Annotated in this window: 24 protein-coding genes and 1 pseudogene; 17 read left to right on the top strand and 8 right to left on the bottom strand. The window is 72.2% G+C overall.

The window, feature by feature from the left end:
• Positions 1 to 70: 70 nt before the first annotated feature.
• The 8 genes from HGA03_RS12650 to HGA03_RS12685 all read left to right on the top strand — a co-directional run bounded on the left by HGA03_RS12650 (position 71) and on the right by HGA03_RS12685 (position 8,896).
• A complete protein-coding gene (locus tag HGA03_RS12650) occupies positions 71 to 1,606 on the top strand; it encodes an ABC transporter substrate-binding protein (RefSeq protein ID WP_239073534.1) in 1,536 nt (511 codons plus the stop codon).
• A 103-nt stretch (positions 1,607 to 1,709) separates the two neighbouring features.
• Positions 1,710 to 2,666, top strand: a complete 957-nt coding sequence (locus tag HGA03_RS12655; protein ID WP_168630640.1) for an ABC transporter permease — start codon at positions 1,710 to 1,712, stop codon at positions 2,664 to 2,666.
• 1 nt (position 2,667) lies between these two features.
• On the top strand, positions 2,668 to 4,611 hold the full coding sequence (locus HGA03_RS12660; RefSeq protein WP_168630641.1) for a dipeptide/oligopeptide/nickel ABC transporter permease/ATP-binding protein: 1,944 nt from the start codon (positions 2,668 to 2,670) through the stop codon (positions 4,609 to 4,611).
• A 2-nt stretch (positions 4,612 to 4,613) separates the two neighbouring features.
• Positions 4,614 to 5,441, top strand: coding sequence for an ABC transporter ATP-binding protein (locus HGA03_RS12665; protein ID WP_203767353.1), 828 nt, complete (start codon positions 4,614 to 4,616; stop codon positions 5,439 to 5,441).
• Positions 5,442 to 5,464: 23 nt separating this feature from the next.
• Positions 5,465 to 6,391 carry a dihydrodipicolinate synthase family protein gene (locus HGA03_RS12670; protein ID WP_168630643.1) on the top strand — a complete coding sequence of 309 codons (927 nt, stop codon included), beginning with the start codon at positions 5,465 to 5,467 and terminating at the stop codon, positions 6,389 to 6,391.
• The gene (locus HGA03_RS12675; RefSeq protein WP_168630644.1) at positions 6,384 to 7,322 is read left to right on the top strand and encodes an ROK family protein; all 939 of its coding nucleotides are present in this window, start codon (positions 6,384 to 6,386) and stop codon (positions 7,320 to 7,322) included. Before HGA03_RS12670 ends, HGA03_RS12675 begins: the two co-directional genes overlap by 8 nt.
• 2 nt (positions 7,323 to 7,324) lie before the next feature.
• Complete coding sequence (locus HGA03_RS12680; protein WP_168630645.1) at positions 7,325 to 8,002, top strand: N-acetylmannosamine-6-phosphate 2-epimerase; 678 nt, start codon at positions 7,325 to 7,327, stop codon at positions 8,000 to 8,002.
• A 144-nt stretch (positions 8,003 to 8,146) separates the two neighbouring features.
• On the top strand, positions 8,147 to 8,896 hold the full coding sequence (locus tag HGA03_RS12685; protein WP_168630646.1) for a FadR/GntR family transcriptional regulator: 750 nt from the start codon (positions 8,147 to 8,149) through the stop codon (positions 8,894 to 8,896).
• Positions 8,897 to 8,959: 63 nt separating this feature from the next.
• On the opposite strand, the gene HGA03_RS12690 is transcribed toward HGA03_RS12685, so the two are convergent.
• The 3 genes from HGA03_RS12690 to HGA03_RS12695 form a co-directional block, all read right to left on the bottom strand.
• Positions 8,960 to 10,336 carry a dicarboxylate/amino acid:cation symporter gene (locus tag HGA03_RS12690; protein ID WP_168630647.1) on the bottom strand — a complete coding sequence of 459 codons (1,377 nt, stop codon included), beginning with the start codon at positions 10,334 to 10,336 and terminating at the stop codon, positions 8,960 to 8,962.
• Between the two features lie 66 nt (positions 10,337 to 10,402).
• Positions 10,403 to 10,489: a putative leader peptide gene (locus HGA03_RS19705; RefSeq protein ID WP_373307672.1), complete on the bottom strand. Its 87-nt coding sequence runs from the start codon at positions 10,487 to 10,489 to the stop codon at positions 10,403 to 10,405.
• A gap of 46 nt (positions 10,490 to 10,535) precedes the next feature.
• A complete protein-coding gene (locus HGA03_RS12695) occupies positions 10,536 to 10,958 on the bottom strand; it encodes an SRPBCC family protein (protein ID WP_168630648.1) in 423 nt (140 codons plus the stop codon).
• A 410-nt stretch (positions 10,959 to 11,368) separates the two neighbouring features.
• Here HGA03_RS12695 and HGA03_RS12700 point away from each other — a divergent pair, with 410 nt between their 5' ends.
• The 6 genes from HGA03_RS12700 to HGA03_RS12725 all read left to right on the top strand — a co-directional run bounded on the left by HGA03_RS12700 (position 11,369) and on the right by HGA03_RS12725 (position 18,296).
• Complete coding sequence (locus HGA03_RS12700; protein ID WP_168630649.1) at positions 11,369 to 12,808, top strand: PTS transporter subunit EIIC; 1,440 nt, start codon at positions 11,369 to 11,371, stop codon at positions 12,806 to 12,808.
• Between the two features lie 73 nt (positions 12,809 to 12,881).
• Positions 12,882 to 14,771, top strand: a complete 1,890-nt coding sequence (locus HGA03_RS12705; RefSeq protein ID WP_168630650.1) for an oxidoreductase — start codon at positions 12,882 to 12,884, stop codon at positions 14,769 to 14,771.
• A gap of 13 nt (positions 14,772 to 14,784) precedes the next feature.
• Positions 14,785 to 15,276: a PTS sugar transporter subunit IIA gene (locus HGA03_RS12710; RefSeq protein ID WP_168630651.1), complete on the top strand. Its 492-nt coding sequence runs from the start codon at positions 14,785 to 14,787 to the stop codon at positions 15,274 to 15,276.
• Between the two features lie 49 nt (positions 15,277 to 15,325).
• Positions 15,326 to 16,201, top strand: coding sequence for a PRD domain-containing protein (locus tag HGA03_RS12715; RefSeq protein WP_168630652.1), 876 nt, complete (start codon positions 15,326 to 15,328; stop codon positions 16,199 to 16,201).
• 69 nt (positions 16,202 to 16,270) lie between these two features.
• The gene (locus HGA03_RS12720) at positions 16,271 to 16,948 is read left to right on the top strand and encodes a response regulator transcription factor (RefSeq protein WP_168630653.1); all 678 of its coding nucleotides are present in this window, start codon (positions 16,271 to 16,273) and stop codon (positions 16,946 to 16,948) included.
• Positions 16,941 to 18,296: a sensor histidine kinase gene (locus tag HGA03_RS12725; RefSeq protein WP_168630654.1), complete on the top strand. Its 1,356-nt coding sequence runs from the start codon at positions 16,941 to 16,943 to the stop codon at positions 18,294 to 18,296. The genes HGA03_RS12720 and HGA03_RS12725 overlap by 8 nt, the downstream gene beginning before the upstream one ends.
• A gap of 1 nt (position 18,297) precedes the next feature.
• Here the strand turns inward: HGA03_RS12725 and HGA03_RS12730 are convergent, their stop codons facing one another.
• Together HGA03_RS12730 and HGA03_RS12735 are read right to left on the bottom strand one after the other, a co-directional pair.
• On the bottom strand, positions 18,298 to 19,821 hold the full coding sequence (locus tag HGA03_RS12730; protein ID WP_168630655.1) for an alpha-N-arabinofuranosidase: 1,524 nt from the start codon (positions 19,819 to 19,821) through the stop codon (positions 18,298 to 18,300).
• 47 nt (positions 19,822 to 19,868) lie between these two features.
• Positions 19,869 to 21,122, bottom strand: coding sequence for an MFS transporter (locus HGA03_RS12735; protein WP_168630656.1), 1,254 nt, complete (start codon positions 21,120 to 21,122; stop codon positions 19,869 to 19,871).
• Between the two features lie 183 nt (positions 21,123 to 21,305).
• Between HGA03_RS12735 and HGA03_RS12740 the strand changes: the two genes are divergently transcribed.
• A complete protein-coding gene (locus HGA03_RS12740; protein ID WP_168630657.1) occupies positions 21,306 to 21,914 on the top strand; it encodes a TetR/AcrR family transcriptional regulator in 609 nt (202 codons plus the stop codon).
• 8 nt (positions 21,915 to 21,922) lie between these two features.
• Here HGA03_RS12740 and HGA03_RS12745 read toward each other — a convergent pair whose 3' ends face one another.
• Positions 21,923 to 22,324 carry a hypothetical protein gene (locus HGA03_RS12745; protein WP_168630658.1) on the bottom strand — a complete coding sequence of 134 codons (402 nt, stop codon included), beginning with the start codon at positions 22,322 to 22,324 and terminating at the stop codon, positions 21,923 to 21,925.
• A 46-nt stretch (positions 22,325 to 22,370) separates the two neighbouring features.
• The gene (locus HGA03_RS12750) at positions 22,371 to 23,102 is read right to left on the bottom strand and encodes a hypothetical protein (protein ID WP_168630659.1); all 732 of its coding nucleotides are present in this window, start codon (positions 23,100 to 23,102) and stop codon (positions 22,371 to 22,373) included.
• Positions 23,103 to 23,255: 153 nt separating this feature from the next.
• Between HGA03_RS12750 and HGA03_RS12755 the strand changes: the two genes are divergently transcribed.
• Together HGA03_RS12755 and HGA03_RS12760 are read left to right on the top strand one after the other, a co-directional pair.
• A complete protein-coding gene (locus HGA03_RS12755) occupies positions 23,256 to 23,912 on the top strand; it encodes a response regulator transcription factor (protein WP_168630660.1) in 657 nt (218 codons plus the stop codon).
• A gap of 83 nt (positions 23,913 to 23,995) precedes the next feature.
• Positions 23,996 to 25,087 carry a sensor histidine kinase gene (locus tag HGA03_RS12760; RefSeq protein ID WP_168630661.1) on the top strand — a complete coding sequence of 364 codons (1,092 nt, stop codon included), beginning with the start codon at positions 23,996 to 23,998 and terminating at the stop codon, positions 25,085 to 25,087.
• A gap of 188 nt (positions 25,088 to 25,275) precedes the next feature.
• Here HGA03_RS12760 and HGA03_RS18480 read toward each other — a convergent pair.
• Positions 25,276 to 25,595: pseudogene (locus tag HGA03_RS18480) on the bottom strand (hypothetical protein); the annotation flags it as partial.

The raw sequence follows: 25,595 nt of genomic DNA on the forward strand, positions 1-25,595 counted from the left end.
AATGAAGGCCAGCCCCCGCACCTCCGCACGTCGCCCGCTCCGCGCGGGACTGGCGGTTGCGACCGTGCTCATGCTTGCCGTGTCCGCCTGCTCGGCGGGCGGCGGATCGTCCACCGAGGAGACCGGCGCGGACGCCGCCACCGGCGCGGTGGACCCGGATGCCGTGATCGAGGCCGGCATCTCCTACTCGCTGTCCGGTGGCTTCGACCCGATGGTCACCACCGGCGCGGTCACCGTCTCCGCGAACTGGCACGTCTTCGAGGGACTGACCGAGATCGACCCCGCCACCCGCGAGGTCTACGCCGCCCTGGGCGCCGAGCTGCCGACCGAGGTCGACGCCACCCACTACGAGGTCGACCTGCGCGACGGTGCGGTGTTCCACGACGGCAACCCGGTCACCACCGAGGACGTGGTGTACAGCTTCCAGCGGGTGCTCGACCCGGCCAACGAGTCGCTGTACGCGGGCTTCATCGACTTCATCGACTCGGTCACCGCCGTCGACGACGACACGGTGTCCATCGCGCTGAAGTACCCGTTCAGCCTGGTGCCCGAGCGGCTGTCGGTGGTGAAGATCGTCGAGCAGTCCCTGGTCGAGTCCGACTACGACGCCTTCAACGCCCTGCCGGTCGGCACCGGGCCGTACACGATGACCAGCGCGGTGCCGGACGACGCGATCACCTTCGAGCGCTTCGACGACTACAGCGGCCCGCGCCCGGCCCAGGCCGCCGGGATGACCTGGAACCTGCTGTCCGACTCCGCGGCCCGGGTGACCGCGATGAGCTCGGGCACGGTGCAGGCGATCGAGGACGTGCCGTACATCGACGTCCCGACGCTGGAGGGGACGGTCGACGTGGAGTCGGTGCAGTCCTTCGGCACGCTGTTCATGATGTTCAACACCGACCTGCCGCCGTTCGACGACGTGCGGGTGCGGCAGGCGTTCTTCTACGCGCTGGACCTGGACAAGATCATCGACAACGGGCTGCTGGGCAACGGCGCCGCCGCGACCAGCTTCCTGCCGGAGAACCACCCGAACTACCACGAGGCCTCGACGGTCTACACCTACGACCCGGAGAAGGCGAAGGAGCTGCTGGCCGAGGCCGGGGTGTCGGACCTGTCGATCACGCTGCTGACCACCGACACCGGCTGGGTGGCGGATGTCGCCCCGCTGATCAAGGAGGACCTGGACGCGGTCGGGATCAGCACCACCCTCGACATCGGCCAGTCCGGCGGCCAGTACACCAAGGTCGACGCCGGTGACCTGCAGGTGATGGTCGCCCCCGGTGACCCGTCGGTGTTCGGCAACGACCCCGACCTGCTGATGCGCTGGTGGTACGGGGACAACGTGTGGTCCCAGTCCCGGTACCGCTGGGCCGACGACCCGAAGTTCACCGAACTGCAGGGTCTGCTCGACCAGGCCGCCCAGACCTCCGGGGACGAGCAACAGGAGCTGTGGGACCAGGCCTTCGACCTGGTGTCGGACGAGGTCCCGCTGTACCCGCTGCTGCACCGCCAGCTGCCCAGCGCCTGGGACTCCGAATCCCTGGTCGGCTTCAAGCCGCTGCCGGTCACCGGGCTGTCCTTCCTGGACGTCGGCATCGCGCAGTGACCACCCCGTGGCCCCGCCGGCCGACGGCGGGGCCACGGCCCGCACCATCCCCTGCGAACGGACTCCCCATGCCTGAGCTCGACCTGCGCGCCGGGAACCGGACATGAGCGCACTGCTGCGCCTGACCGGCCGCCGCCTGCTGCAACTGCCCGTGATGATCCTCGGCATCACCCTGCTGGTCTTCGTCGTGATGTCGTTCTCCAAGGTCGATCCCGCGATCCAGGCGCTCGGCGAGGGTGCCTCACTGGACGCCCGGGAGAGCTACCGCGAGGCCAACGGGCTGAACGACCCGCTGCTGGTCCGGTACTTCTCGTTCCTCGGCGGACTGCTGCACCTGGACCTGGGCACCTACAGCGCCCGGCGCACCCCGGTGGCCACCGCGGTCGGCGACGCGCTGCCGGTCACCCTCCAGCTCACCTTCCTCGGACTGGTGATCGCGGTGGTGTTCTCCCTGCTGCTCGGCGTGCTCGCCGCGCTGTACCGCGACCGGTGGGTGGACAAGGCCGTGCGGGTGATCTCGATCGCATCGCTGGCGATGCCGTCGTTCTGGCTGGCGGTGCTGCTGATCCAGGGCCTCACGCTCGGCCTGGGCCTGTTGCCCGCCGGGGGGCCGCTGCCCTCGTTCACCGAGGACCCCGGCGGCTACCTGGCCCGGATGGCGCTGCCGGCGATCTCGCTCGCGGTGCCGGTGATCGGCTCACTGACCCGGGTGGTGCGCACCGCCGTGGTGGAGGAGCTGGACAAGGACTACGTGCGCACCGCGATCGGCGCCGGACTGCCCCGGGTGGTCGTGGTCGGCCGGAACGTGCTGCGCAACGCCCTGATCACCCCGATCACCGTGCTCGGCCTGCGGGTCGGCTACCTGATCGGCGGTGCGGTGGTGATCGAGGTGATCTTCGCGCTGCCGGGGATGGGCACCCTGATCCTGAACGGCGTCACGAACAACGAACCGAACCTGGTGCAGGGCGTGACCCTCACCGTCGCCCTGGCCTTCGTGCTGGTCAACATCGTGGTCGACCTGCTGTACGTGCTGGTCAACCCCCGAATCAGGACGGTGTGACATGCGCCGGAAGCTCACTGCCCGACTGTCCGCCCCCGGCCTGCGCCTGCGCGCCCTGCCCTGGGGGTCGCGGATCAGCCTCGGCTTCCTGCTGCTGGTGATCCTGGCGGCGGTGTTCGCGCCGCTGCTCGCCCAGCACGACCCGCTGGCCACCGGGGCGCCGGTGCAGCCGCCGAGCGCGGAGAACTGGTTCGGCACCGACCGTCAGGGCCGGGACATCTTCGCCCGGGTGGTCTACGGCGCCCGCTACTCGCTGGTGATCGGCCTGGGCGCCACCGCGGTCGCCCTGGCCGCCGCGGCGGTGCTCGGCTCGATCGTGGCGACCGCGCGACGGGCGGTGTCCGAGACCCTGATGCGGGTGCTGGACGTGGTGATGTCCTTCCCGGGCATCGCGCTGGCCGCGGTGTTCGTGTCCGTGTTCGGCCGGTCGCTGCCGGTGCTGGTGTTCACGATCGCCTTCCTCTACACCCCGCAACTGACCCGGGTGGTGCGGGCGAACATCCTGGACCAGTACGGCGAGGACTACGTCGCCGCCGCCCGGGTGATGGGCGCACGCACCTGGTGGATCCTGGCCAAGCACGTCGCCCGCAGCTGCGCCGCGCCGGTGCTGGTGTTCACCACGGTGCTGGTCGCGGACGCGATCGTCTTCGAGGCGTCGCTGTCCTTCATCCAGGCCGGGGTGCCCGACCCGGCACCGTCCTGGGGCAACGTGATCGCCGCCGGCCGTGACCTGGTGATGGGCGGCTACTGGTGGGCGACCTTCTTCCCCGGTGCGGCGATCATGCTGACCGTCCTGTGCCTGAACATCGTGTCCGAGGGGATGACCGACGCGATGGTGGCCTCGCCGCGGGCGACCGCCTCCCCGGCGACCGCCGCGGTGGCCGAGGCCGCCGTCGAGCCGGCGCTCGAACCCTCCGCGCCGGTGGTCCCGCTGGCCGACCGGCTGGCCGCCCTGCGCGCGGTGGAGTCCGCCCGCACCGACCGGCACGTGTACACCGGCGACCCGCAGGCCCTGCTGGAGGTGCGGAACCTGTCCATCCGGTTCCCGCACCGGCACGGTGACGTCGCCGTGGTGGACGACGTGTCGTTCTCGGTCCGGCCGGGGGAGACCATGGCGCTGGTCGGCGAGTCCGGCTGCGGCAAGTCGATCACCTCGCTGGCGATCATGGGGCTGCTGGACCCGGCGGCCGAGATCACCGGCCAGGTGCTCTACCGCGGCCGGGACCTGCTGACCATGTCCGAGCGGGAGCGCGCCAGGCTGCGCGGCACCGAGATCGCGATGGTCTACCAGGACGCGCTCAGCTCGCTGAACCCGTCGATGCTGATCCGCGCCCAGCTCAAGCAGCTGACCCGGCGGGGCGGCACCCGGACCGCGACCGAGCTGCTGGAACTGGTCGGCCTGGACCCCGAGCGCACCCTGAAGAGCTACCCGCACGAACTGTCCGGCGGTCAGCGCCAGCGGGTGCTGATCGCGATGGCCCTGACCCGGGACCCGAGCCTGGTGATCGCCGACGAGCCGACCACGGCGCTGGACGTCACGGTGCAGGCCCAGGTGGTCGCGCTACTCGATGAGCTGCGGGAGAAGCTCGGCTTCGCGATGGTCTTCGTCAGCCACGACCTGGCGCTGGTGGCGCAGCTCGCGCACCGGATCACGGTGATGTACGCCGGCCAGGTGGTCGAGCAGGCGCCGACCAGCGCGCTGCTGACCGACCCGCGGCACGAGTACACCCAGGGTCTGCTCGGCGCGGTGCTGTCGATCGAGAGCCGCTCGGCCCGGCTGCACCAGATCCGCGGCACCGTGCCCTCGCCGCGGGACTTCCCGGCCGGCGACCGGTTCGCCCCGCGCTCGTCCCGGCCACTGGAGGGCCTGGACACCAAGCCGGTGCTCACCCCGGTGCCGGGTGCGGACGACCACCTCTACGCGACCACCGGAGGAGCACGATGACCATGCCCGCCACCCTGGACCAGGGCAGCCCGGCCGCCGCGCCGCCGGTGCCGGTGATCGAACTGCGCGATGTGCACGTCACCTTCCGGTCCCGGACCGGGTCGCTGCGGCGGGCCGGACGGGTGCAGGCGGTGGACGGGGTCTCGGTCGAGGTACACCGGGGCCGGACGCTCGGCATCGTCGGGGAGTCCGGGTCCGGCAAGTCGACAATGGCGAAGGTGCTGGTCGGCCTGCAGGCGGCGACCTCCGGGGAGGTGCGGTTCCGCGGCGACGTGGTGCGGTCCTCCTCCGCGGCGGTCCGGCGCCGGATCGGCCGGGTGGTGTCGGTGGTGTTCCAGGACCCGGCGACCGCGCTGAACGCCCGGATGCGGATCGGTGACGCGCTGCGCGACCCGCTGGACGTGCACCGGGTCGGCACCCCCGCGGCCCGGGCCGACCGGGTGCGGGAGCTGGTGCGCCTGGTCGGGCTGCCGTCCTCGGCGATCGACGCGCTGCCCGGGCAGTTGTCCGGCGGCCAGCGGCAGCGGGTGGCGATCGCCCGGGCCCTGGCGCTGGAGCCGGACGTGATCGTCGCGGACGAGCCGACCTCCGCCCTGGACGTGTCGGTGCGGGCCCAGATCCTCAACCTGCTCGCGGACCTGAAGAACGACCTCGGCCTCGGCATGGTCTTCATCTCGCACGACATCCAGACCGTCCGGCACATCAGCGACGAGATCGTCGTGATGCGCGGCGGCCGGGTGGTGGAGAGCGGCCCGGCGGCCGACGTCTTCGCCAGCCCGCGCGACGCCTACACCCGCACCCTGCTGGCCGCCGCGCCCACCCTGCTGTGAACCACCTCGTATTGGAGCCCCACGTGACCACCCCCGCCTTCCACGGCATCGTCCCGCCGATCCTGACCCCGCTCACCGAGGACGGGGCGGTCGACATCGCCTCGCTGGAGCGTCTGACCGGGCACCTGGTCGAGGCCGGCGTGCACGGCCTGTTCGTCCTCGGCTCCACCGGGGAGGTCGCCTACCTCACCGACGAGCAGCGCGGCCAGGTGCTGCGCACGGTGGTGCGGGTGGTGGCCGGCCGGGTGCCGGTGATGGCCGGGACGATCGACCTGACCCAGGCCCGGGTGATCGAGCAGGCCCGGGCCGCCGTGACCGCCGGGGTGGACGCGGTGGTGGCGACCGCGCCGGTGTACGCGATCAACGACCTGGCGGAGGTCGAGGCGCACTTCCGGGCGGTCGCGGCGGCGGTGGAGGTGCCGCTGTTCGCCTACGACATCCCGGTGCGGGTGCGGACCAAACTGCCGGTGGAGCTGCTGGTCCGGCTGGGCGCCGAGGGCGTGCTCGCCGGGGTGAAGGACTCCTCCGGCGACGACGTCGGCTTCCGTCGCCTGGTCGCGGCGAATGCCGCCGCCGGGTCGCCGCTGGCGCTGTTCACCGGGCATGAGGTGGTGGTGGACGGGATGCTGCTGCTCGGCGCCGACGGGGTGGTCCCCGGGCTGGGCAATGTGGATGCCGCCGGGTACGTGCGGCTGTGGGAGCTGGCCCGGGCGGGGCAGTGGGCGCAGGCCCGGGCCGAGCAGGACCGGCTGGCGGCGCTGTTCGAGATCGTGTTCCAGGCCGCGGGCCGGTCCGGGGATGCCGCGGGGGTGGGGTCGTTCAAGGTGGCCGCGCACGCGCAGGGCCTGATCGACTCCCCGGTGATGGCCGCGCCGGTGCGGGCGCTGGACGGCGAGGCGGCCGAGCGGATCGCCGGGATCGTCCGGGAGGCCGGGCTCGTCCGTGCCTGACCTGGTCGTCGGCCTGGATATCGGCGGCACCAAGACCGCGGCGGCCGCGGTGGACGCGAGCGGCGGGATCGGGCCGGTGGTCACGCTGCCGACCCGGCCGGAGCGGGGCCCGGCCGCGGTGCTGGACACCGCGGCCGAGGCGGTCCGCCGGGTCGCCGCCGCCGCGGGACGCCCGCCGGCCGCGCTGGGGGTGGGCACCGCCGGGGTGGTGGATGCGGACTCCGGCGTGATCGTCTCGGCCACCGACACCTTCCCGGACTGGCCGGGCACGGCGGTCGGCGCGGAGCTGCACCACCGGCTGGCCGGCCTGACCCCGGACGGCGTGCTGCCGGTCCGGGTGCAAAACGACGTGGACGCCTACGCGGCGGGGGAGACCTGGTGCGGCGCGGCCGCCGGTGCCCGGTGTGCGCTGGTGGTCGCGGTGGGCACCGGCGTCGGGGCGGCCGTGGTGCTGGACGGGACGGTCCGGCGCGGCGCGCACCACCTGGCCGGGGAGATCGGTCACCTGCCGGTGCCCGGTGCGGAGCTGCTGCGCTGCGGCTGCGGCCGGTTCGGGCACCTGGAGGCGGTGGGCGCCGGACCGGCGATCCACCGGCACTACCGGGCGCTCGGCGGGGACGCCCCGGACACGCGGGAGGTGGTGCGGCGGGCCGGGCTGGGCGATGCCGCGGCGCGGCGGGCGGTCGAGCAGGGCGCCGCCGCGGTCGGCCGGGCGATCGCCGCGGTGGTGACCGTGCTGGACCCGGACGTGGTGGTGGTCGGTGGCGGGCTGGCCGGCGCCGGGGACCTCTGGTGGTCGGCGCTGCGGGACACCCTGCGGGCCGAGACGGTCGACGCACTGCACGACCTGCCGCTGCGCCCGGCGTCCCTGGGCGGCGCGGCACCGATCATCGGCGCCGCGCGGGCGGCCTGGCAGAACGGCGAGGGCTGACCATGGACACCCTGGAACGACTGCGCGGTGGCCTGGTGGTCTCCTGCCAGGCCTATCCCGGCGAACCGATGCGCGACCCGCGGACCACCGAGCAGGTGGCCCGGTCGGCGGTGCGCGGCGGGGCGGTGGGGATCCGGGTGCAGGGCCTGGCGGACATCGCGGCGACGGTGGCGGCGGTGGACGTGCCGGTGGTCGGGCTGTGGAAGGACGGCGACGACCCGGTCTTCCTCACCCCCACCCTGCGGCACGCGCTGGCGGTCGCCGAGGCCGGTGCGCAGGTGGTGGCCCTGGACGGCACCCGGCGTCCCCGGCCGGACGGCCTGACCCTGGCGGCGACCGTGCGCGAGCTGCGCGCGCAGTATCCCGGGGTGGCGGTGATGGCGGACTGCGGTTCGCTGCCGGACGCGCTGGCCGCCCAGGAGGCGGGGGTGCACTGCGTGGGGACCACCCTGGCCGGGTACACCGAAGAGCGCCCGCGCACCGAGGGCCCCGACATCGAGCTGGTCGACCAGATGGTGGCGGCCTGCACGGTGCCGGTGGTGGTCGAGGGCCGGGTGCACCGCCCGGAGCAGGCGGCCGAGGTGATGGCCCGGGGGGCGTTCTGCGTCTGCGTGGGCACCGCGATCACCCACCCGGCGACGATCACCAGCTGGTTCGTCCAGGCGATCGATGGCGGCTGACGGTGTCCCCCGATCGGGCGGCATCGACGTCTTCCCTGATCGGGGCGCTGTGCAGCACGATGATCACCACAGCAGTGGCAGACATCTGATGTCTGACGTAGTAGCCTGAGGTCAGAGAATCCGCCGGAATCAGGGGTCACGTACATGGTCGACAGCACCGTCGGGACGCACAGGTCGGGCCCGCAGCGGGCGGGACGGATCGCGCCGTCGCGGAGTTCGGCCACCGCGACCCAGATCAAGGAACTGATCCTCACCCGCAACCTGCACCCCGGCGACCCGCTGCCCACCGAGACCGAGCTGTGCGACTCGCTCGGGGTGTCCCGGTCCAGCGTGCGGGAGGCGGTGCGGACCCTCACCACCCTCGGCATCGTCGAGGTCCGGCACGGGCACGGCACCTTCGTCGGGCAGATGTCGCTGGACGCCCTGGTCGAGACCCTGGTGTTCCGTGGGGCGCTGCTGCCCGGCGACGACCTGCGGGCGCTGCGCGAGATCATCGAGATCCGGCTGGCGCTCGACCTGGCGATGGCGGACCGGCTGGCCGAGGCGGTCGCCGGCACCAGCAACCCGGACCTGTGGCTGCTGGTGGAGGAGATGGAGGCCGCCAGCCGGCGCGGGGAGACCTTCGCCGCCCAGGACCGGGCCTTCCACACCGCGCTGCTCGGCCGGATGGAGAACTCGATCATCGGCCCGCTGGTCGGCGCGTTCTGGGATGTGCACACCGCGGTGATGCCCCGGCTCGGGGTCAGCCTGCCGGACGACCTGGAGCAGACCGCCCACGCCCACCACGAGATGCTGCGCGCCGCCGAGGCCGGGGATGCCGCCGCCTACCAGGGCGCGGTGCGCCGGCACTACGAGCCGCTGATCCGCGCGATCGCGAAGTCCGCCACCGCCTGAGGCGCCGGGGAAGCAGGACGCCCCCACCGGGCGAACCGGCAGGGGCGTCGTGGCGGGACCCGGTCAGCGCACGCCGGCCGGCTCCGGCTCCTCGGTGAACAGGTCGCTGGCGTCCGCCTGGGCGTACTGCTCCTGATCGAGGATGCCCTCCCGCTTGGCCACCACCGTCGGCACCAGCACCTGCCCGGCGACGTTCACCGCGGTGCGGCCCATGTCCAGGATCGGGTCGATCGCCAGCAGCAGGCCGACCCCGGCCAGCGGCAGCCCCAGGGTGGACAGCGTGAGGGTCAGCATCACGATCGCCCCGGTCAGCCCGGCGGTGGCCGCCGACCCGACCACCGACACGAAGGCGATCAGCAGGTAGTCCAGCAGCGAGAGGTCGATGCCGAAGATCTGCGCCACGAAGATCGCCGAGATCGCCGGGTAGATCGACGCGCAGCCGTCCATCTTGGTGGTGGCCGCCAGCGGCACCGCGAAGGAGGCGTACTCGGCCGGGACGCCCAGGTTGCGCTCGGTGACCCGCTGGGTGACCGGCAGGGTGCCGATAGAGGAGCGGGAGACGAAGGCCAGCTGGATCGCCGGCCAGGCACCGCGGAACCAGCGGCCGATCGCCAGCCCGTTCGCCCGCAGGATCACCGGGTAGACCACGAACAGCACCAGCGCCAGGCCGACGTAGATCGCGATCGCGAACCGGCCCAGCGAGGCGAGCGAGTCCCAGCCGTAGGAGGCGACCGCGTTGCCGACCAGGCCGAGGGTGCCCAGCGGGGCGAGCCGGATCACCCACCACAGCACCTTCTGGATCACGGCCAGCGCGGACCGCACGAAGCCGAGGAACGGATCGGCCTTCGCGCCGACCCGGAGCACCGCGATGCCGATCACGATCGCCACCACGATGATCTGCAGCACGTTGAAGCTGACCGAGGTGGACGCGCTGCCGTCCTCGGCGATGGAGGTGCTGGCGCCCAGGCCGAGCACATTGCCCGGGATCAGCCCGTCCAGGAAGTCCAGCCAGGATCCGGTGCGGCCGGGCTCGGACCCGTCGGCGACGTCCAGCGAGGTGTGCCGCCCGGGCTGGAGCACCAGGCCGAGCCCGATGCCGATCAGCACCGAGATCAGCGCGGTGATCGCGAACCAGAGCAGGGTCGCCGCCGCCAGCCGGGCGCCGTTGGCGACGTTCCGCAGGTTGGCGACCGAGGCGACGATGGCGGCGAAGATCAGCGGCGGGACGATCGCCCGCAGCAGGGTGACGAAGGACGACCCGAGGGTGTCCAGGGTGGTGGTCAGCCAGTTCGGCGACTCGGCATCGGTGCCGGCGTCCACCGGGCCGATGGCGAGCGCCAGCCAGCCGAGCGCGACGCCGAGCACCAGCGCGGCGACGATCTGGAATCCGAAGTTGCCCAGCGTGGCGCGCACGCGGGAGCGAGGGGTGGTCGAGGACATGAGGGTTCCTCCTGGGCGCGCGGCAGGCGCACCCGGACAGATGGGAAGGGGGACCGGCGGTGACCGTCAGGCGGTCGCGGTGCCCGGACACAGCGCGCTGGCGACGCGCTGGAGATCGACGGCGCGGCGCGCGCTGAACAGCCACCTGCGCATGCGTCATCCCCCTGCCCGAATCGTGTCGGGCCACACCCTAGGGCATTCAGCCGGTGACCAGCTTCTCCAGGGTGTCGAAGAACTTCTGGTACCCGGCGTTGACCTGCGCGTACTCCTCCTCGGACAGTCCGCTGCCGGTCTGGAACATGGTCATCGTCGTCACCCCGCGGGACTCGGTGAAGTGCACCGTGATCAGCGCACGGCCGGGGTGCTCCGGCTCGTCGGTGAGGGTGAGCACCAGGCGCTCCGGCGGGTCCAGCTCCAGGAACTCGCCGACCCAGTGCTTCACCGTCCCGTCCGGCAGGTGCATGGTCGCCGACCAGCGGCCGCCGGTCCGGACGTCCTGCTTCAGGTCGGCGACCGGGACCTGCTCGGTGCCGAACCAGATGGCGAACTCCGGGCCGGTCCAGGCCCGCCAGAGGCGCTCGCGGGGGACGGGGAAAGTGCGCACGACCGTGGTGCCGGACATCGTCGTCTCCGATCCGTGGTGGCGGGAGCCATTCACGCTACCCCGGCACGCCCGGGGCGCCAGGGGAGGACCAGGGGACTTGCGCCCACCCGCTCCCAGGGAGCAAGCTTCCGAACCGAAGCATCCGCTTCAGGCCACAGGGTTGTTACTCCTCGGAGGCAAGATCAGTGGCCCGGCGCACGGTCGTCCGTGTCCCCGGGTCTGGATCTCCCCCCACCAGGACCGGTGTCACGGATCCTGGTCAGGAGGACTGAACCCGTCCTTCCCCCGCACGAGGCTGTCGCGCCGCGGTCGTCCCCTGTCCGCGGCATCGACTCTCCCTCGCCCCCGCGCGCCGGTTCCCCCAGCCCTCGGCCGCCCCCGGCCGAGCCTGACCCGGTCCGCGGCGTCGCGGAGCGAGAGGAAGAGCCATGTACACCGAGTTCGCCCGCGTCACCGTCGACGCGGTGGGTGGTCCCGAGAACATCCGGCACGTCACCCACTGCGCGACCCGTCTGAGGTTCCGGCTCGTCGACCCGGCCAAGGTCGACCGGCAGCGGATCGAGGCGCTGCCCCAGGCCGTCGGGATCATGGAGTCCCAGGGCCAGTTCCAGATCATCGTCGGCACCGACGTCCCGGACGCCTACCGCGCGGTGGCGGACATCCCCGGCGTGCCCTCGGACGACAGCCCCGACTCCGCTCCGGCCGGCGGTGCGCTGGCCAAGCGCGGGAAGGACGTGCAGAACGGCACCTGGTTCGACCGGCTGCTGGGCACCATCTCGGCGATCTTCACCCCGTACATCCCGGTGCTGGCCTCGGTCGGCATCATCAAGGGCCTGCTGGCCCTGTGCCTGCAGTTCGACTGGCTGTCCGACACCTCGAACACCTACGCGATCCTGTCCGCGGCCGGCAACGCGATGCTCTACTTCTTCCCGATCCTGCTGGCGTTCACCGCGGCCCGGCAGTTCGGGGCGAACCCGTACATCGGGGCCACGATCGGTGCGGCGCTGATGGAGCCCAGCCTGACCGCGATCAACGTCACCGGTGAGCACCTGGACTTCCTCGGGATCCCGTTCGTCGGGCAGTCCTTCGCCAACACGGTGCTGCCGATCCTGATCGGGATGTGGGCGTTCGCCTACCTGGAGCGCGGGCTGAAGAAGGTGCTGCCACAGATCACCCAGCTGCTGCTGGTGCCGGTGATCTCCCTGGTGGTGATGGTCCCGCTGATGCTGCTGGTGTTCGGCCCGATCGGCTTCGCCGTCGCCAACGGGGTGGTGGCGGGCTACGACTGGCTGGTCCAGTACCCGGTGGTCCTGAGCACGATCTTCGGGGCGTTCTTCGTCTTCGTGATCGTGATCGGCGCGCACTGGCTGATCACCCCGATCCTGCTGAGCATCCTGGCCGACCAGGGCAAGGAGTACGCGCTGGCCGCGGGCGGGATGGGCAACTACGCGATCCTCGGCGTGCTGCTGGCCGTGCTGCTGATCACCCGGGACAAGGAGACCCGCACCGTCGCCGGGTCGGCCGCCTTCGTCAACGGCATCGCCGGGATCACCGAACCGGGCATCTACGGCGTGATCGTCAAGAGCAAGAAGTACTTCATCGCGGTGATCGCCGGCGGGTTCGTCGGCGGTCTGATCTGCGGGCTGTTCGACGTCTACGTGACCGCCTTCGCGTTCTCCGGCGTGCTCGGTGCACCGGCCTTCCTGTCCTCGCCGCGGGCGGTGCCGTACTTCGTGGCGGTGTTCTTCTCGATCGCGGTGAGCTTCCTGGTGACGCTCTGGCTGGACCGCAAGGCCCGCCGGCGCGGCGCCGAGTCGATCGAGGAGCCGGTGACCGCCGCCGAGTCGGACCCGGTGCCCGCCCGCTGACCGGCGGGTGGCCCGGTCGCCCCCGCACCGGGCCACCCGCCCCGTTCCCCCCTGCACGGAAGGCACTGCCCCCATGGACTACCCGCACCTGTTCGCGCCGCTGCGGATCAACCGGGTCACCACCAAGAACCGGATCGTCGCCACCCCCACCGGCGACTTCTTCGAGGACAAGGCGCTCGGCGGCGCGGGCATCGTGATCACCGGCCACGCCATCGTCGAGCCGGGCCGGTCCAGCTATGCCAGCCCGGACGAGCCGGACGCGTTCTTCAAGTACGAGGTGGAGGACACCCGCCGCCGGGTGCTCAAGGCCCACCAGGCCGGGGCCAAGGCGTCGCTGGAGATCTTCCACGGCGGTCTGCACGCCCGGGTCAAGGACTTCGCCCGGGGTCCGTCCAGCTTCGTCCGGGAGGACGGCGTCGAGGTCCGCGGCATGACCGAGGCCGACATGGACGAGGTGCTGGAGCTGTGGGCCCGGTGCGTGCGCAACGCCCGGGACATCGGCTTCGACATGGTCTTCCTGCACTTCGGCCACGGCTGGCTGCCGGCGCAGTTCCTGTCCCCGCGGACCAACTTCCGCACCGACGAGTACGGCGGCTCGCTGGAGAACCGGGCCCGGTTCCCGCTGCGGATCCTGCAGGCGGTGCGCGCCGCGGTCGGGCCGGACTTCCCGGTGGACATGCGGATCAGCGCGGTGGAGTGGATGGAGAACTCGATCTCCTTCGAGGACACCCTGGCGTTCATCCGGCTGGCCGAGCCGTACATCGACACCGTGCAGATCAGCGCCGGGGTGGACATCGGCATCCAGGGCAACGTGCACCTGGCGACCACCAACTTCGAGCCGCACATGCCGAATGTCGCCTGGGCCGCCCAGGTGAAGGCGAATGTCGGCATCCCGGTCAGTGTGGTCGGGGCGATCATGACCCCGGACGAGGCGGAGGAGATCATCGCGGCCGGGATGGTCGACCTGGTGGCGCTGGGCCGCCCGCTGATCGCCGACCCGCAGTGGCCGCGCAAGGCGCAGGAGGGCCGCGCGGAGGAGATCGTGCCCTGCATCCGGTGCCTGCAGTGCTACCACATCAGCACCAACCGCCGGAACGTCGGCTGTTCGGTGAATCCGCGGTTCTGGAACGAGGAGTTCGTGCCGCGCGAGCTCACGCTGACCACCCGGCCGCGGCGCACCGTGGTGATCGGCGGTGGCCCCGGCGGCATCACCGCGGCCCTGACCGCCGCCGAACGCGGGCACGAGGTGGTGCTGATCGAGCGGGAGGACGTCCTGGGTGGGCAGCTGCAGTACGTGGCGCGCGAGCACTACAAGCAGGACATCAAGGCCTACCTCGACTACTTGCTGCGCCGGATCGCTGCCAGCACGGTGGACGTCCGGCTCGGCACCGAGGCCACCCCCGAGCTGGTCGCCGAGCTGGCCCCGGACGCCCTGGTGATCGCGGTCGGCGCCACCGAGGTCGTGCCGCCGATCCCGGGCCTGGACCTGCCGCACGTGCTGACCGGCAACCAGGCGATCCTGCGCGAGGACGAGCTCGGCGACCGGGTGGTGGTGGTCGGCGCCGGGGCGATCGGCACCGAGATCGGCCTGGAGCTGGCCCGGCTGCGCGGCAAGGACGTGACGATGGTGGACATCGGCCCGGTCTACGCCCCGCAGGGCAACTCGCTGTACCGGGAGGCGCTGCGGCAGAAGATCGAGGACACCCCGACGCTGTCCTTCCGGCTGAACAGCCGCTGCCTGGGCATCGAACCCGAGGGGGTGCGGGTGGCGGACGCCGACGGCGCCGAACACCTGCTGCCCGCCGACCACGTGATCGTCTCGGTCGGCATGAAGCCCCGGGCCGACCTGGCGGCATCCTTCTACGGCCTCACCCCGGAGACGGTGGTGGTCGGCGACTGCGTGCGGCCGCGGATCATCATGGATGCGGTCTTCGAGGGCCACACGTACGCGATGAATCTCTGATCGAGGAGCACTGATGGGCCTGTTCGGCCGACGCAAGACCGTGGACGCACCCGCCGCGGTGGTGGAGGTGGTCTCCCCGGTGACCGGGACCGCCGTGGCGCTCGCCGACTGTGGCGACCCCGCGTTCGCCGCCGGGCTGCTGGGCCCCGGCATCGCGGTCCGCCCCGACTCCGGCGAGGTGGTGGCCCCCGTTTCCGGCGAGGTGGTCTCCGCGATGCCGCACGCCTACGGCATCCGGGCGGCCGGGGGCGCGGAGGTGCTGGTGCACGTGGGCATCGACACCGTGACCCTGGGCGGTGCGCACTTCGACCAGCGGGTGCACACCGGGCAGCAGATCGCCGCCGGCGCCCCGCTGGCGGCGGTGGACTTGGCGGCGGTGGCGGCGGCCGGGCTGTCGACCACCGTGATGGTCGTGGTGCCCAACGCCGACGCGGCCGGTGCGGTCGAGGTCGCCGGCCCCGGCCCGGTCACCGCCGGATCGACCGTGCTGACGGTGCGGTCATGACGCCACGCCACCGGACGACGACGTCCGGGGACCGAGGACGGGAGAGCCGATGCGGGTCAAGCAGGTCCTGAACAACAGTGTCGTGCTCGGCGTCGACGACAACGGCACCGAGGTGATCATGCTGGGCCCGGGCCTCGGGTTCCGGTCCCAGCCGGGCGACGAGGTCGATCCGGCGGCGGTGCAGCGCACCTTCGTGCCGGACGGGATCGGTTCGCTGGAACGACTGGCCGCGATGGTCGAGGAGATCTCGATCGACGCGGTCGCCGCCGCCGAGGAGGTGATGCGGGTCGGCCGGGAGAAGCTGGGGTCGTACGTCACCGCCCGGGTGCTGATCCCGCTGGCCGACCACATCGGCTTCGCGCTGCGCCGGGTGCAGGACGGGGCGGCGGTGGAGTACCCGCTGCGCTCCGAGCTGTCCTATCTCTACCCGGCGGAACTGGCCTACGGCCACGAGGCGCTGGACCTGATCGAGCACCGCACCGGGGTCCGGCTGCCCGCCTCCGAGGCGGTGCCGATCGCGATGCACTTCGTCAATGCGCAGTACGGCTCGGACGACATGCGCGAGTACATCCGGCTGACCTCCGCCCTGGAACAGATCCTGCAGATCATCGAGGACGAGTACGGCATCCGCTACGACGAGGGATCGGTGGAGGTGGCCCGGTTCATCACCCACCTGCGGTTCCTGTTCGTGCGGGCCCGGCTGCACGACACCGAGCCCACGGTGCCGATCGTGGGCCGGCCGGAGGGGGACGCCGACGCGCTGCTGGAGGCGGTCCGGGCCAGCAAGCCCCGGCAGTACGCCTCGGCGGTCCGGATCGGCGGGCTGCTGGCGGACCTCTTCGCCTGGCAGGTCGACCAGGACGAGCTGCTGTACCTCAGTCTGCATGTCGCACGGCTCACCGGGGCCGCCGCGGCACGGAACTGACACTCAATTCCGGCCCCGTGCACCACACAACGCCCCGGCAGCCGGGCACCTCCCTGACAGCCTGCGGTCATGCGGGTGCTGGTGGTGGAGGACGAGGAGCGGCTGGCCGCCGGGTTGCGGACCGGCCTGGAGGCCGAGGGCTTCGCCGTCGACGTGGCCGCGACCGGCACCGACGGACTTTTCCTGGCGCAGGAGCACCCCTACGACGCGGTGCTGCTCGACCTGATGCTGCCCGGCCTGGACGGGTACCAGGTCTGTCGGCGGCTGCGCGAGGCGGGCTGCTGGGTGCCGGTGCTGATACTCACCGCGATGGGCGAGGTCGAGGACCAGGTCGAAGGCCTGGAGTCCGGCGCCGACGACTACCTGACCAAACCCTTCGCGTTCCCGGTGCTGGTGGCACGGGTGCGGGCGCTGATCCGCCGGGGTGCGCCGGAGCGGCCGGTGGTGCTGACCGCCGGTGACCTGTGCTTCGACCCGGCCTCGCGCCGGGCCAGCCGCGGGGAGACGGACCTGGGCCTGACCGCCCGGGAGGCGGCGGTGCTGGAACACCTGATCCGGCGGCCGGACACCGTGCACACCAAACCGGAGATCCTGGCCGGGGTCTGGGACGAGGACTTCGACGGGGACCCGAACATCGTCGAGGTGTACATCCGGCGGCTGCGGGCCAAGGTCGACGAGCCGGCCGGCCGGAGCGCGATCCGGACCGTGCGCGGCGCCGGGTACCTGCTGGACGGCCGCGGTGGCTGAGCGGCGCGGGCTCTCGGTCCGGGCCCGCACCACCCTGGCCGCCGCGGTGGTGGTCGGCCTGGTGCTGGTGCCCGCCGTGCTGGTCGGGCAGTGGGCACTGCAGGACTCGCTGACCGGCGGCGCCCGGGCGATGGCCGAGGCGCGCGCCCAGGCGGTGGCCGATCAGCTGGAACGGGGTGGTCACCTGCTGACCGTGGTCGACCTGGACGACCCGGAGGAGCTGGTGCAGGTGATCGACGCCGACGGCGCCAAGCTGGGCGCCAGCGCCACCGCCCGCGGGTTGCCGCTGCTGACCGGGTTCGTCACCGACCGGGTGACCGTGCGCGAGCCAGACGGCGCCGAACAGTCCTACGTGCTGGCCAGTGCGTCCATGGCCGAGGACGCCGGGGCGGAGCAGATGCGCGGCGGCACGGTGGTGGTCGGCCGGGCGCTGACCGGAGCCCGCGAGCTGGAGGTCGGGGCGAGTGTGGCGCTGGTCGCCGCGGCCGGCGGGTTGCTGATCCTGGTCGCCGGGACCACCTGGTGGCTGGTCGGCCGGGCCCTGCGCCCGGTGGAGCGGATGCGGGAGCAGGCGGACGCGATCTCGCACCGCCGGCTCGATCGACGGCTGCCGGCCACCGCGGGCCGGGACGAGGTGGCCCGGCTGTCCCGCACCCTGAACGCGATGCTGGACCGGCTGGACCACGCCGCCCGCGCTCAGCGGCGATTCATCTCGGACGCCTCGCACGAGCTGCGCACCCCGCTGACCGTGATCCGGCAGAACGCCGAACTGGTGCTGTCCTACCCGGACCGGGTGGACGCCGCCGACCTGGCCCGCGGCACCGTCGCCGAGACCGAGCGGATGCAGGACCTGGTGGACGGCCTGCTGGTGCTGAGCCGGTCGGACGAACAGCGGTTGCGGCCCGCGGCGGGGCAGGTGGACCTGGACGATCTGCTGCTCGGCGAGGGCCGCCGGGTGCGCGCGGCCGGGCGGCTGCGGGTGAACACCAGCGGCGTGACCGCGGTCCGGGTGCGCGGCGACCGGTCGCTGCTGGGCCGGGTGGTGCGCAATCTGGTCGACAACGCGGCCCGGCACGCGGCGAGCACGGTGGCACTGCGCTGCGGCACCGGGTCCGGCTGGGCGGTGATCGACGTGGACGACGACGGCGCCGGGGTGCCGGTCGCGGACCGGGAGCGGGTGTTCGCGCGCTTCGTCCGGCTGGACGAGTCCCGGGCCCGGGACGCCGGGGGATCGGGGCTGGGGCTGGCGATCGTGCGCGAGGTGGTGCAGGCGCACGGCGGGCACGTGCGGGTGCTGGACTCCCCGACCGGCGGGGCGCGGCTGCGGGTCTGGTTGCCGCCGGCCTGACTCAGCGGGCGATGCGCGCCCGCAGCACCGAGACCGAGCCCGGGGGGAGGCGGACCGTGTGCTCGCGCGCCAGGTCCGTCTCGATCCTGGTGGTGGTCCGGCGCACCGCGTCGGGCTCGGCGGCGGTGTTGTGCTGGGTCGGGAAGTCCGAGGCGAGCGTGTCCACCTGCTCCAGCCGCACGGGCACGGTGAACGACAGCTCGACCGCCGTCTCCTCGGTCATGTCGGTGTTGGTGAGGTTCACCAGCACCACGTCGGCGGCGACCGACGCGAACGCGTGCGCGCCGCTGGTGGCCTCGATCGGGTCCACGACGAGCGCCGTGGCGTCGCGGTGGGCCTTGTACATCATGAAGACGTCGTAGTTCGGGGTCAGGACGGTGGCGTCGCCCTCGGTGAGGATCACCGAGTTGAGCACGTTCACCGTCTGCGCGTTGCACGCCATCGTCACCTTGTCCGCGTTCCGCTGCAGGATGTCCAGCGTCAGCGCGGTGGTGATGGCGTCGCGCATGGTGACCTGCTGACGGAGGGCCGGCCGGACGAAGAAGGCGTCGCGGTGCCAGTTGCCCCACTCGCCGATGATCAGGTCGACGCGGGTGAGCTTGGTGTCCAGGCTGGACTCGGGCTCGGGGACGGCGGCCAGCCCCTCCTCGATCAGTGCCCACTGCTCGCGGATCACCTCCTCGAGCTCGAGGCAGCCGGCGATCACCCGGTCCCAGCCGGCACGGTCGAACGAGGTCGGGGTGTCGTCCTCGTGGTCGATGTTCCAGTTGTAGAAGTGCAGGTCGTACCCGGCGATCGGCGGCTGCCGGTACGCGGTCAGGGCACGGAAGAAGTCGCGGGTCCACTGCACGCGCTCGCGCGGCTTGTTGCCGTCCGGGCCGCAGGCGATCGGGTAGCTCGCCGGGGTCTCGAACACGCTCGTGGTGAACCGCGGCATCGCGGTCGCGTAGGGACGGTAGGCGTCGGCATAGCTCTGCGGGGTCATGGTGCCGCCCCCGCCCCAGGCCTCGTTGCCGATTCCCCAGTACCGCACGCCGTAGGGAGCCGGGTGGCCGTTCGCGGCGCGCAGCCGGGCGAGGTCGGTGCCCTCGGCGCGGTTCACGTACTCCATCCAGTCCCGCGCCTCGGCGACGGAGCCGGTCATCATGTTGACGTTGATCCAGGGCTCGGCGCCGATCGCCTCGCACAACCGCAGGTACTCGTCGGTGCCGAACTGGTGGTCGTCGAGCTCGTAGGTGCCGAAGTTCTCGTTGAACGTCACCGGTCGGGTCCCGGGGTCCCCGATGCCGTCCCGCCAGTGGTAGGTATCGGCGTAGCAGCCCCCGGGCCAGCGCAGCACCGGGGGCGCCAGCTCGCGCAGCGCATCGAGTACACCCTGGCGCACGCCGGCCGTGTTCGGGACGTCGGAGTCCGGGCCGACCCAGATGCCCTCGTCGATGTTCTTGCCGAGGAACTCGATGAACTGTCCGTGCAGGGCCGGGTTGATCCGGGCGATCGTCGCGGTCGGGTCGATGTGCAGGGTCACGGGGTGGGCCTTTCGGGCACGGACGAGGACTGGCGGGGCGGACGGGGTTACCGGACGGACCGGATCCGCATGATGAAGATGCAGGCGAGGACGACCAGCGCGATCGCGAACGGGAACACGAAGCCGTAGGAGCCGGTGACGCCGACGATGATCGACGTGACGATCGGGCCGACCATCTGACCGAGGGTGGTCGCGATGTTGAGGATGCCGAGGTCCTTGCCGGCCTCCTCGGCGTTCGGCAGCACGTCGACGTTCAGCGCCTGGTCCACCGAGCCGTACATGCCGTAGCCGAAGCCGCCGATGGCGGCGAACAGCACCATCGACCACGGGCTGTGCAGGATCCACGGCAGGGCGTAACCGATCGCGAGCAGGACGCTCGCGGCGACGACGGGGATCTTGCGGCGGCCGATCCGGTCCGAGATCGGCCCGGCCGCCAGCGAGGAGATCACCGAGACGGCCAGCAGGACCAGCGACATCGTGGCGATGGTGGCCGCGGAGTCCTCGGTGGACTGCCCGATGTAGTCCTGCAGGATGTAGAGCTGGTAGTTCAGGATCATGTAGTAGCTGAAGATCAGGAACGACCGGCCGAAGAACGCGCGCCAGAAGTCCGGGGCGTTGCGCGGCGGGCGGAACGAGGTCAGGACCGAGCGCAGGTTCGTGTCCAGCTTCGGCAGTTCCTTGGCCGAGCGCTCCCGGGGCCACAGCACGATCGTCGCGACACCCGAGATCGCCATGACGACGCCGGAGACCACGAAGCCGGGCATCTGCATCGTGATGAACTGCGCGCCGACGAGCGTGCCGATCGCGTTACCGCCGAGGGTGCCGGCCGAGAGGAAGGCCGACATCGTGCCGCGCACGCCCTCGGGCAGCCGGTCGGCCAGCGAGGCGATGACCGGGGCGATCATCATGTTCAGGCCCACCATCGCCAGGCAGTAGGCGACACCGATCAGCACGACGTTCGGCAGGACGCCGATCGCGAACAGGCTGATGCCGCCGAGCAGGCCGCCGGACAGGATCCACGGCGTGCGGCGGCCGAAGACGGACCGGGTCCGGTCGGACAGGTTCCCGACGATCAGGTTCGACGCCAGCGACACCAGGGCGGTCACCGAGTTCAGCACCCCCGAGATGGCCACCTTGTCGTCCGGCGCGATCTCGGTGAGCCGTTGCGGGAGCAGCACCGCCGCCACGATCGACAGCGCGAACATCCAGCAGAACGAGAACACGAAGAAGGCCGCCGAGTAGCGGATCGTCTGCGCGCGGGGCAGCCGTGATGGCACCGGGGTCGCCACCTGCTGGGTCATGGTCGGATCTCCTTCGATCAGAGCCGGCGGCGCGACGACGCGCTACCTGTTACCTGAAAGGTATAAGGTAAATTCATCGCGCGGTCAAGCTCCGTCGCGGGCCGCCAGACCCGGCCGCACCGTCACAATGGGGGCGTGTCTCCCACCGCACCCGAGGCCGGCCCGATCCGTGCTCGACACCGCATGTCCGTCGAGGACCGCCGGCGCCAGATCGCCGTGAAGGGCGCCGAACTGGTCGCCCGATACGGCAGCTACGGCGTGTCCATGCAGACCGTGGCCGACGCGGTGGGCCTGACCCTGCCCGGCCTCAACCATCACGTGAAGAGCCGCGCCGACCTGCTCGCGCTCATCGTCGAGACCTACTACGACGACTTCAGCGACGAACCCACCATGCTCGCCCACCTGCGTGGGCTGGCCGACCCGGACGACGACGGCACCCTCAGCCTGCCGACGTGCCTGCGCCGCATCGTCGAGAACAACACCCAGCGCCCGGAACTGGTCTCGCTGTTCATGCGCCTCGCCGTCGAGGCGCACGACCCCGCCCACCCGGCGCACGACTACTACGCCGTGCGCCACGCCCGCCTGCTGTCGCTGATGGCCTCGCTGCCCTGGCGACTGCCGGAGCGGTTCCGCGACGAGCACGCGTTCGCCGACCTGCTCCGAACGGCGTTCTGCGCGATGGACGGCACCGAGATCCAGGCGCTCACCGACCCCGCGGAGTCGATGGCCGATCTCTGGGCTCGGGTCGAGCGCACACTGTTCGGCGCGCCGGAGTGGGACGGCTGCCGGTGAGCTGCGGCCTACTGCCGGGCGCCCCACTCCTCACAGTTGCCGCCGACCATCAACTGACGGCCGAACAGGGCCAGACCGCCCACGGCGCCGCTGCGCCGGTTGCCGCAGGTCACGGCGAAGTCCTGGTCCTCGGACCCCTGCGGAGCGACGAACAACAGGTCGTCGCAGGCCACCATGTCACCCTGGGTGCACAGCTCGCGGGCGGCGTCCCGGTCGATCGACCCGGAGGCCCGCCGGGAGTCGCCGGTGGCGAAGAAGGCGACGATGCCGCCGATCACCGCGAGCACGGCCAGGGTGGCGACCACGGCGCCCAGCCGTGGTCGGCGACGTCCGCCGCCGGTGGGACGTGTGCCGGCGGGCTGCACGGGGGTGTCCGGCCGCGGGCGCGAGGGGTCGTTCGGCGTGGTCATGGTCGTGCCTCCTGGGTTCGTCGTGGGGTGTGCTCTGAACGGCGGCTCAGGTGGTCGGCGCCGCCGGGTCGTGGTCCTCGCGCTGGAGCCGCAGGCTGCCGCCGGTCAGTGCCTCCATCACCCCGTCGGCGGGCAGGCCCTGCTCGGCGCTGATCCCGAGCCCGAACGAGCCGAACTCGGACAGCGGGCAGGCCTCGGCGACCCGGCGCGCGGTGTCCACGTCCAGGTCGCCGGGGATCGTCACCGTGCCGTCGCGGGGATCGGGGGCGGAGTCGACGCCGTGCTCCCGGGCACAGCCGACCCACTGGCCGGCGGCCTCGTCGGCCACTGCGGTGTCGCCGGCCGGACCGACCGGATCGGCGAGCAGGCGGAGTTCCTCCTCGAGTGCGCGGGCCCGGTCCGGGTCCACGCCCGCATCCGGGAACTGCCCGAGACAGGTGTTGTACGCCTCGGCGTAGTCGGTGCCGCCGATGCTGAGCCTGCGCATCGTGCCGTCGGCGTTGCGGCTCATCGACAGGCTCCCCGGACCGGTCACCTGCAACCCTCCGCCGTCCGAGACGGTCGCCGGGACGCCGGCCTGCTCCAGGCACTCGGCGAAGCCGTCCGGCGAACGGTTGCTCGCGAGCTGGCTGAGCTGTGCCCCGCCGGCGACCGAGGCGTCCGACCCGTGGGCCGGTCGCACCGCGGCGCGCCAGGCCACCGTGGCCAGCGCCACCAGGGCGACGACGAGCACGGCGGTGCCGACGGTGGTCCAACGCCGGGATGTGGTCGTGTCCATGATGGATGTCCTTTCTTCCCACCGGCCCGGCCGGGTCGGTGGTCCAGGTCTACTCACGGACCGGTTTCCGACCGGTCAAGAAGCCACAAACCTTTCGTTGACCGGTGCTGGGCCATGCTGGGTGGACACCGGTCCGGACGAGAGGAAGTCGCCATGCGCGTGCTGCTGGTCGAAGACGAGGTCGACCTGGCCCAGTCGCTCGCCGCGGGTCTGAGCGCGGACGGGTTCACCGTCGAGGTCGCCCACGACGGCGCCGCCGGGCTGGCCGCGGTCGCCGCAGGGCAGCCGGAGGTGCTGATCCTGGACCGCGACCTCCCGGTGATCAGCGGGGATGCGGTCTGCCAGGCGCTGGTCGCCGCCGGCAGTCCCACCCGGATCCTGATGCTGACCGCCGCGTCCTCACTGGACGACCGGGTCAACGGCCTGGACCTGGGCGCCGACGACTACCTCGCCAAACCCTTCGCCTACGTCGAGCTGGTGGCACGGATCCGGGCGTTGGGCCGGCGCGCCGCTGCCGGCGAGGAACCGGTGCTCGAGCGCGGCGACCTCCGGCTGGACAGCGCCCGCCGGGTGGTCGAGCGCGCCGGCCGGCCGGTCCGGCTCACACCCACCCAGTTCGCGGTGCTCGAGGTGTTGCTGCTCGCGAACGGGGGCTACGTCTCGGTCGACGAGCTGCTCGAGGTGGTCTGGGACGGACGCCAGGACCGCGACCGATCGGTGGTCAAGATGGCCGTGCACGGGCTGCGGAACAGACTCGGGTCCCCGCCGCTGATCGAGACCGGTCCGCGCCACGGGTACCGGATCTCATGACCCGGTTCCTGCCTCGTCCGGCCGCGAACGGGGACCGCGCATCCTCGCTGCGGGCACGCCTGACGCTGGGCACCATTCTGCTGGTGGCGGCCTTCGGTGCCGCGCTGATCATCGTGCTCGCGCTGGTCCTCGACCGCTCTTCTCGCACCCACTTCGCCCGGGCGCCCGGCGCGGCGGTCGAGGAGACCGGCTACCTGCTCCAGATCCAGATCACCCAGGCCGTGGTCGTCTGGTCGATCCTGGCTGCCATCGCCCTGGTGACGATCGCCTCGGTCGCGATCTGGTTCGTGCTGCGGCGCACCCTCCGGCGGCTGGAAGTCGTCACCGCGGCCGCCCGCACCGTGGGAGCGAACGGCCTGGACACCCGGCTGCCCACCGACGGGCCCCGGGACGAGGTCCGCGTGCTCGCCGAGACGATCAACACCATGCTCGACCGGCTCACCACCGCCCTCGCCGCCCAGACCCGGTTCGTCGCGAACGCCTCGCACGAACTGCGGACCCCGCTGTCCACCGCCCGCACCGCGCTGGACATCCCGCTGGCCCAGGGGCGCGTCCCGGCCGACCTGGAACCGGATGTGCGCACCGCCCTCGCTGCCAACGATCGCAGCGCACGCATCCTCGACGCCCTGCTGACCCTGGCCCGAACCACCGGCGTCACGCCCGATCACCTCGACCCGGTCGACCTGCCGATGCTGCTCGAGGTCGTGCTCAGCGAGCGGGCGCCGGCGATCGAGCAGGCGCAGGTCGGTGTCGAGCTGGACCTGGCCCCCGCGGTCGTGCCCGGCAACGAGGCGATGCTCACCCAGGTGTGCGCGAACCTGATCGACAACGCGATCGTGCACAACCGGCCGGGCGGCGCGATCACGGTCCGCTGCCGGACCGCGGCCACCGGCACGATCCTGGAGATCAGCAACGACGGACGGGTGCTGGACCCCGGCAGTGTCGACGCCCTGCGCGAGCCGTTCCACCGCGGCGCCGAGTCCCGGCTCCAGCCCCGCGCCACCCTGGCGGCCGGCACCGCCACCGTCGGCACCGGCCTGGGACTCGGATTGGCCATCGTGGAGGAGATCGTCACCCGTCACGGCGGCACGCTGACCCTCGCCTCCCGACCCCAGGGTGGGCTGGACGCCCGGGTCGATCTGCCCACGGAGCGTGATCGGCCGGTCGGTCCGTGACGGTCCCCGAGCGCAGCCTCGTTGGGCCAGGGGTCGCCGATCTGCGCGATACCCGCTGACCTGGGCACATGTATCCGAGCCGGTCGGATGCGGGGCCAGGGCGTGCCCGGGGTCGAACCCCGAGGTGGCGCTCGTGCAGCACCCCCCGCGGTGCAGGGCGCAGCAGCGCGGTTCGCGCGCGGCGTGGGTCAGAAGGGTGGTGGGTCGTCGAGTTCGGCCTGGGTCAGGGCCCGCCCGGTGAGCCATCGGGGGTCGGTGGACAGGTGTGCGGGTGCCCGGTCCGCGCCCGGGCGTAGCCGGTACCTGTGTCCGGTCGGGGTGAGCCATTCGAACACTCCGGGTTCGGGTTGGCGCAGCACGAACCCGGCCCCGGACTTCAGGGTGTGGTCGTGGCGGCACAGGGGCCCGAGGTTGGTCGCGGCGGTGGTGCCGGGCGGGGGTGGTGGTTGCCCGGGTGGTGTGGGGGGTGGGCCGTTGAACTCGATGGTGTGGTCCAGGTCGCATCTGG

This window comes from Cellulomonas denverensis, assembly GCF_012396125.1.
GTDB lineage: Bacteria > Actinomycetota > Actinomycetes > Actinomycetales > Cellulomonadaceae > Cellulomonas > Cellulomonas denverensis.

Coding starts and splice junctions, on each gene's coding strand:
- HGA03_RS12650 (WP_239073534.1), top strand. CDS start 71: ATGCTTGCCGTGTCCGCCTGCTCGGCGGGCGGCGGATCGTCCACCGAG.
- HGA03_RS12655 (WP_168630640.1), top strand. CDS start 1,710: ATGAGCGCACTGCTGCGCCTGACCGGCCGCCGCCTGCTGCAACTGCCC.
- HGA03_RS12660 (WP_168630641.1), top strand. CDS start 2,668: ATGCGCCGGAAGCTCACTGCCCGACTGTCCGCCCCCGGCCTGCGCCTG.
- HGA03_RS12665 (WP_203767353.1), top strand. CDS start 4,614: ATGCCCGCCACCCTGGACCAGGGCAGCCCGGCCGCCGCGCCGCCGGTG.
- HGA03_RS12680 (WP_168630645.1), top strand. CDS start 7,325: ATGGACACCCTGGAACGACTGCGCGGTGGCCTGGTGGTCTCCTGCCAG.
- HGA03_RS12685 (WP_168630646.1), top strand. CDS start 8,147: ATGGTCGACAGCACCGTCGGGACGCACAGGTCGGGCCCGCAGCGGGCG.
- HGA03_RS12690 (WP_168630647.1), bottom strand. CDS start 10,336: ATGTCCTCGACCACCCCTCGCTCCCGCGTGCGCGCCACGCTGGGCAAC.
- HGA03_RS19705 (WP_373307672.1), bottom strand. CDS start 10,489: ATGCGCAGGTGGCTGTTCAGCGCGCGCCGCGCCGTCGATCTCCAGCGC.
- HGA03_RS12695 (WP_168630648.1), bottom strand. CDS start 10,958: ATGTCCGGCACCACGGTCGTGCGCACTTTCCCCGTCCCCCGCGAGCGC.
- HGA03_RS12700 (WP_168630649.1), top strand. CDS start 11,369: ATGTACACCGAGTTCGCCCGCGTCACCGTCGACGCGGTGGGTGGTCCC.
- HGA03_RS12705 (WP_168630650.1), top strand. CDS start 12,882: ATGGACTACCCGCACCTGTTCGCGCCGCTGCGGATCAACCGGGTCACC.
- HGA03_RS12710 (WP_168630651.1), top strand. CDS start 14,785: ATGGGCCTGTTCGGCCGACGCAAGACCGTGGACGCACCCGCCGCGGTG.
- HGA03_RS12715 (WP_168630652.1), top strand. CDS start 15,326: ATGCGGGTCAAGCAGGTCCTGAACAACAGTGTCGTGCTCGGCGTCGAC.
- HGA03_RS12720 (WP_168630653.1), top strand. CDS start 16,271: ATGCGGGTGCTGGTGGTGGAGGACGAGGAGCGGCTGGCCGCCGGGTTG.
- HGA03_RS12735 (WP_168630656.1), bottom strand. CDS start 21,122: ATGACCCAGCAGGTGGCGACCCCGGTGCCATCACGGCTGCCCCGCGCG.
- HGA03_RS12740 (WP_168630657.1), top strand. CDS start 21,306: ATGTCCGTCGAGGACCGCCGGCGCCAGATCGCCGTGAAGGGCGCCGAA.
- HGA03_RS12745 (WP_168630658.1), bottom strand. CDS start 22,324: ATGACCACGCCGAACGACCCCTCGCGCCCGCGGCCGGACACCCCCGTG.
- HGA03_RS12750 (WP_168630659.1), bottom strand. CDS start 23,102: ATGGACACGACCACATCCCGGCGTTGGACCACCGTCGGCACCGCCGTG.
- HGA03_RS12755 (WP_168630660.1), top strand. CDS start 23,256: ATGCGCGTGCTGCTGGTCGAAGACGAGGTCGACCTGGCCCAGTCGCTC.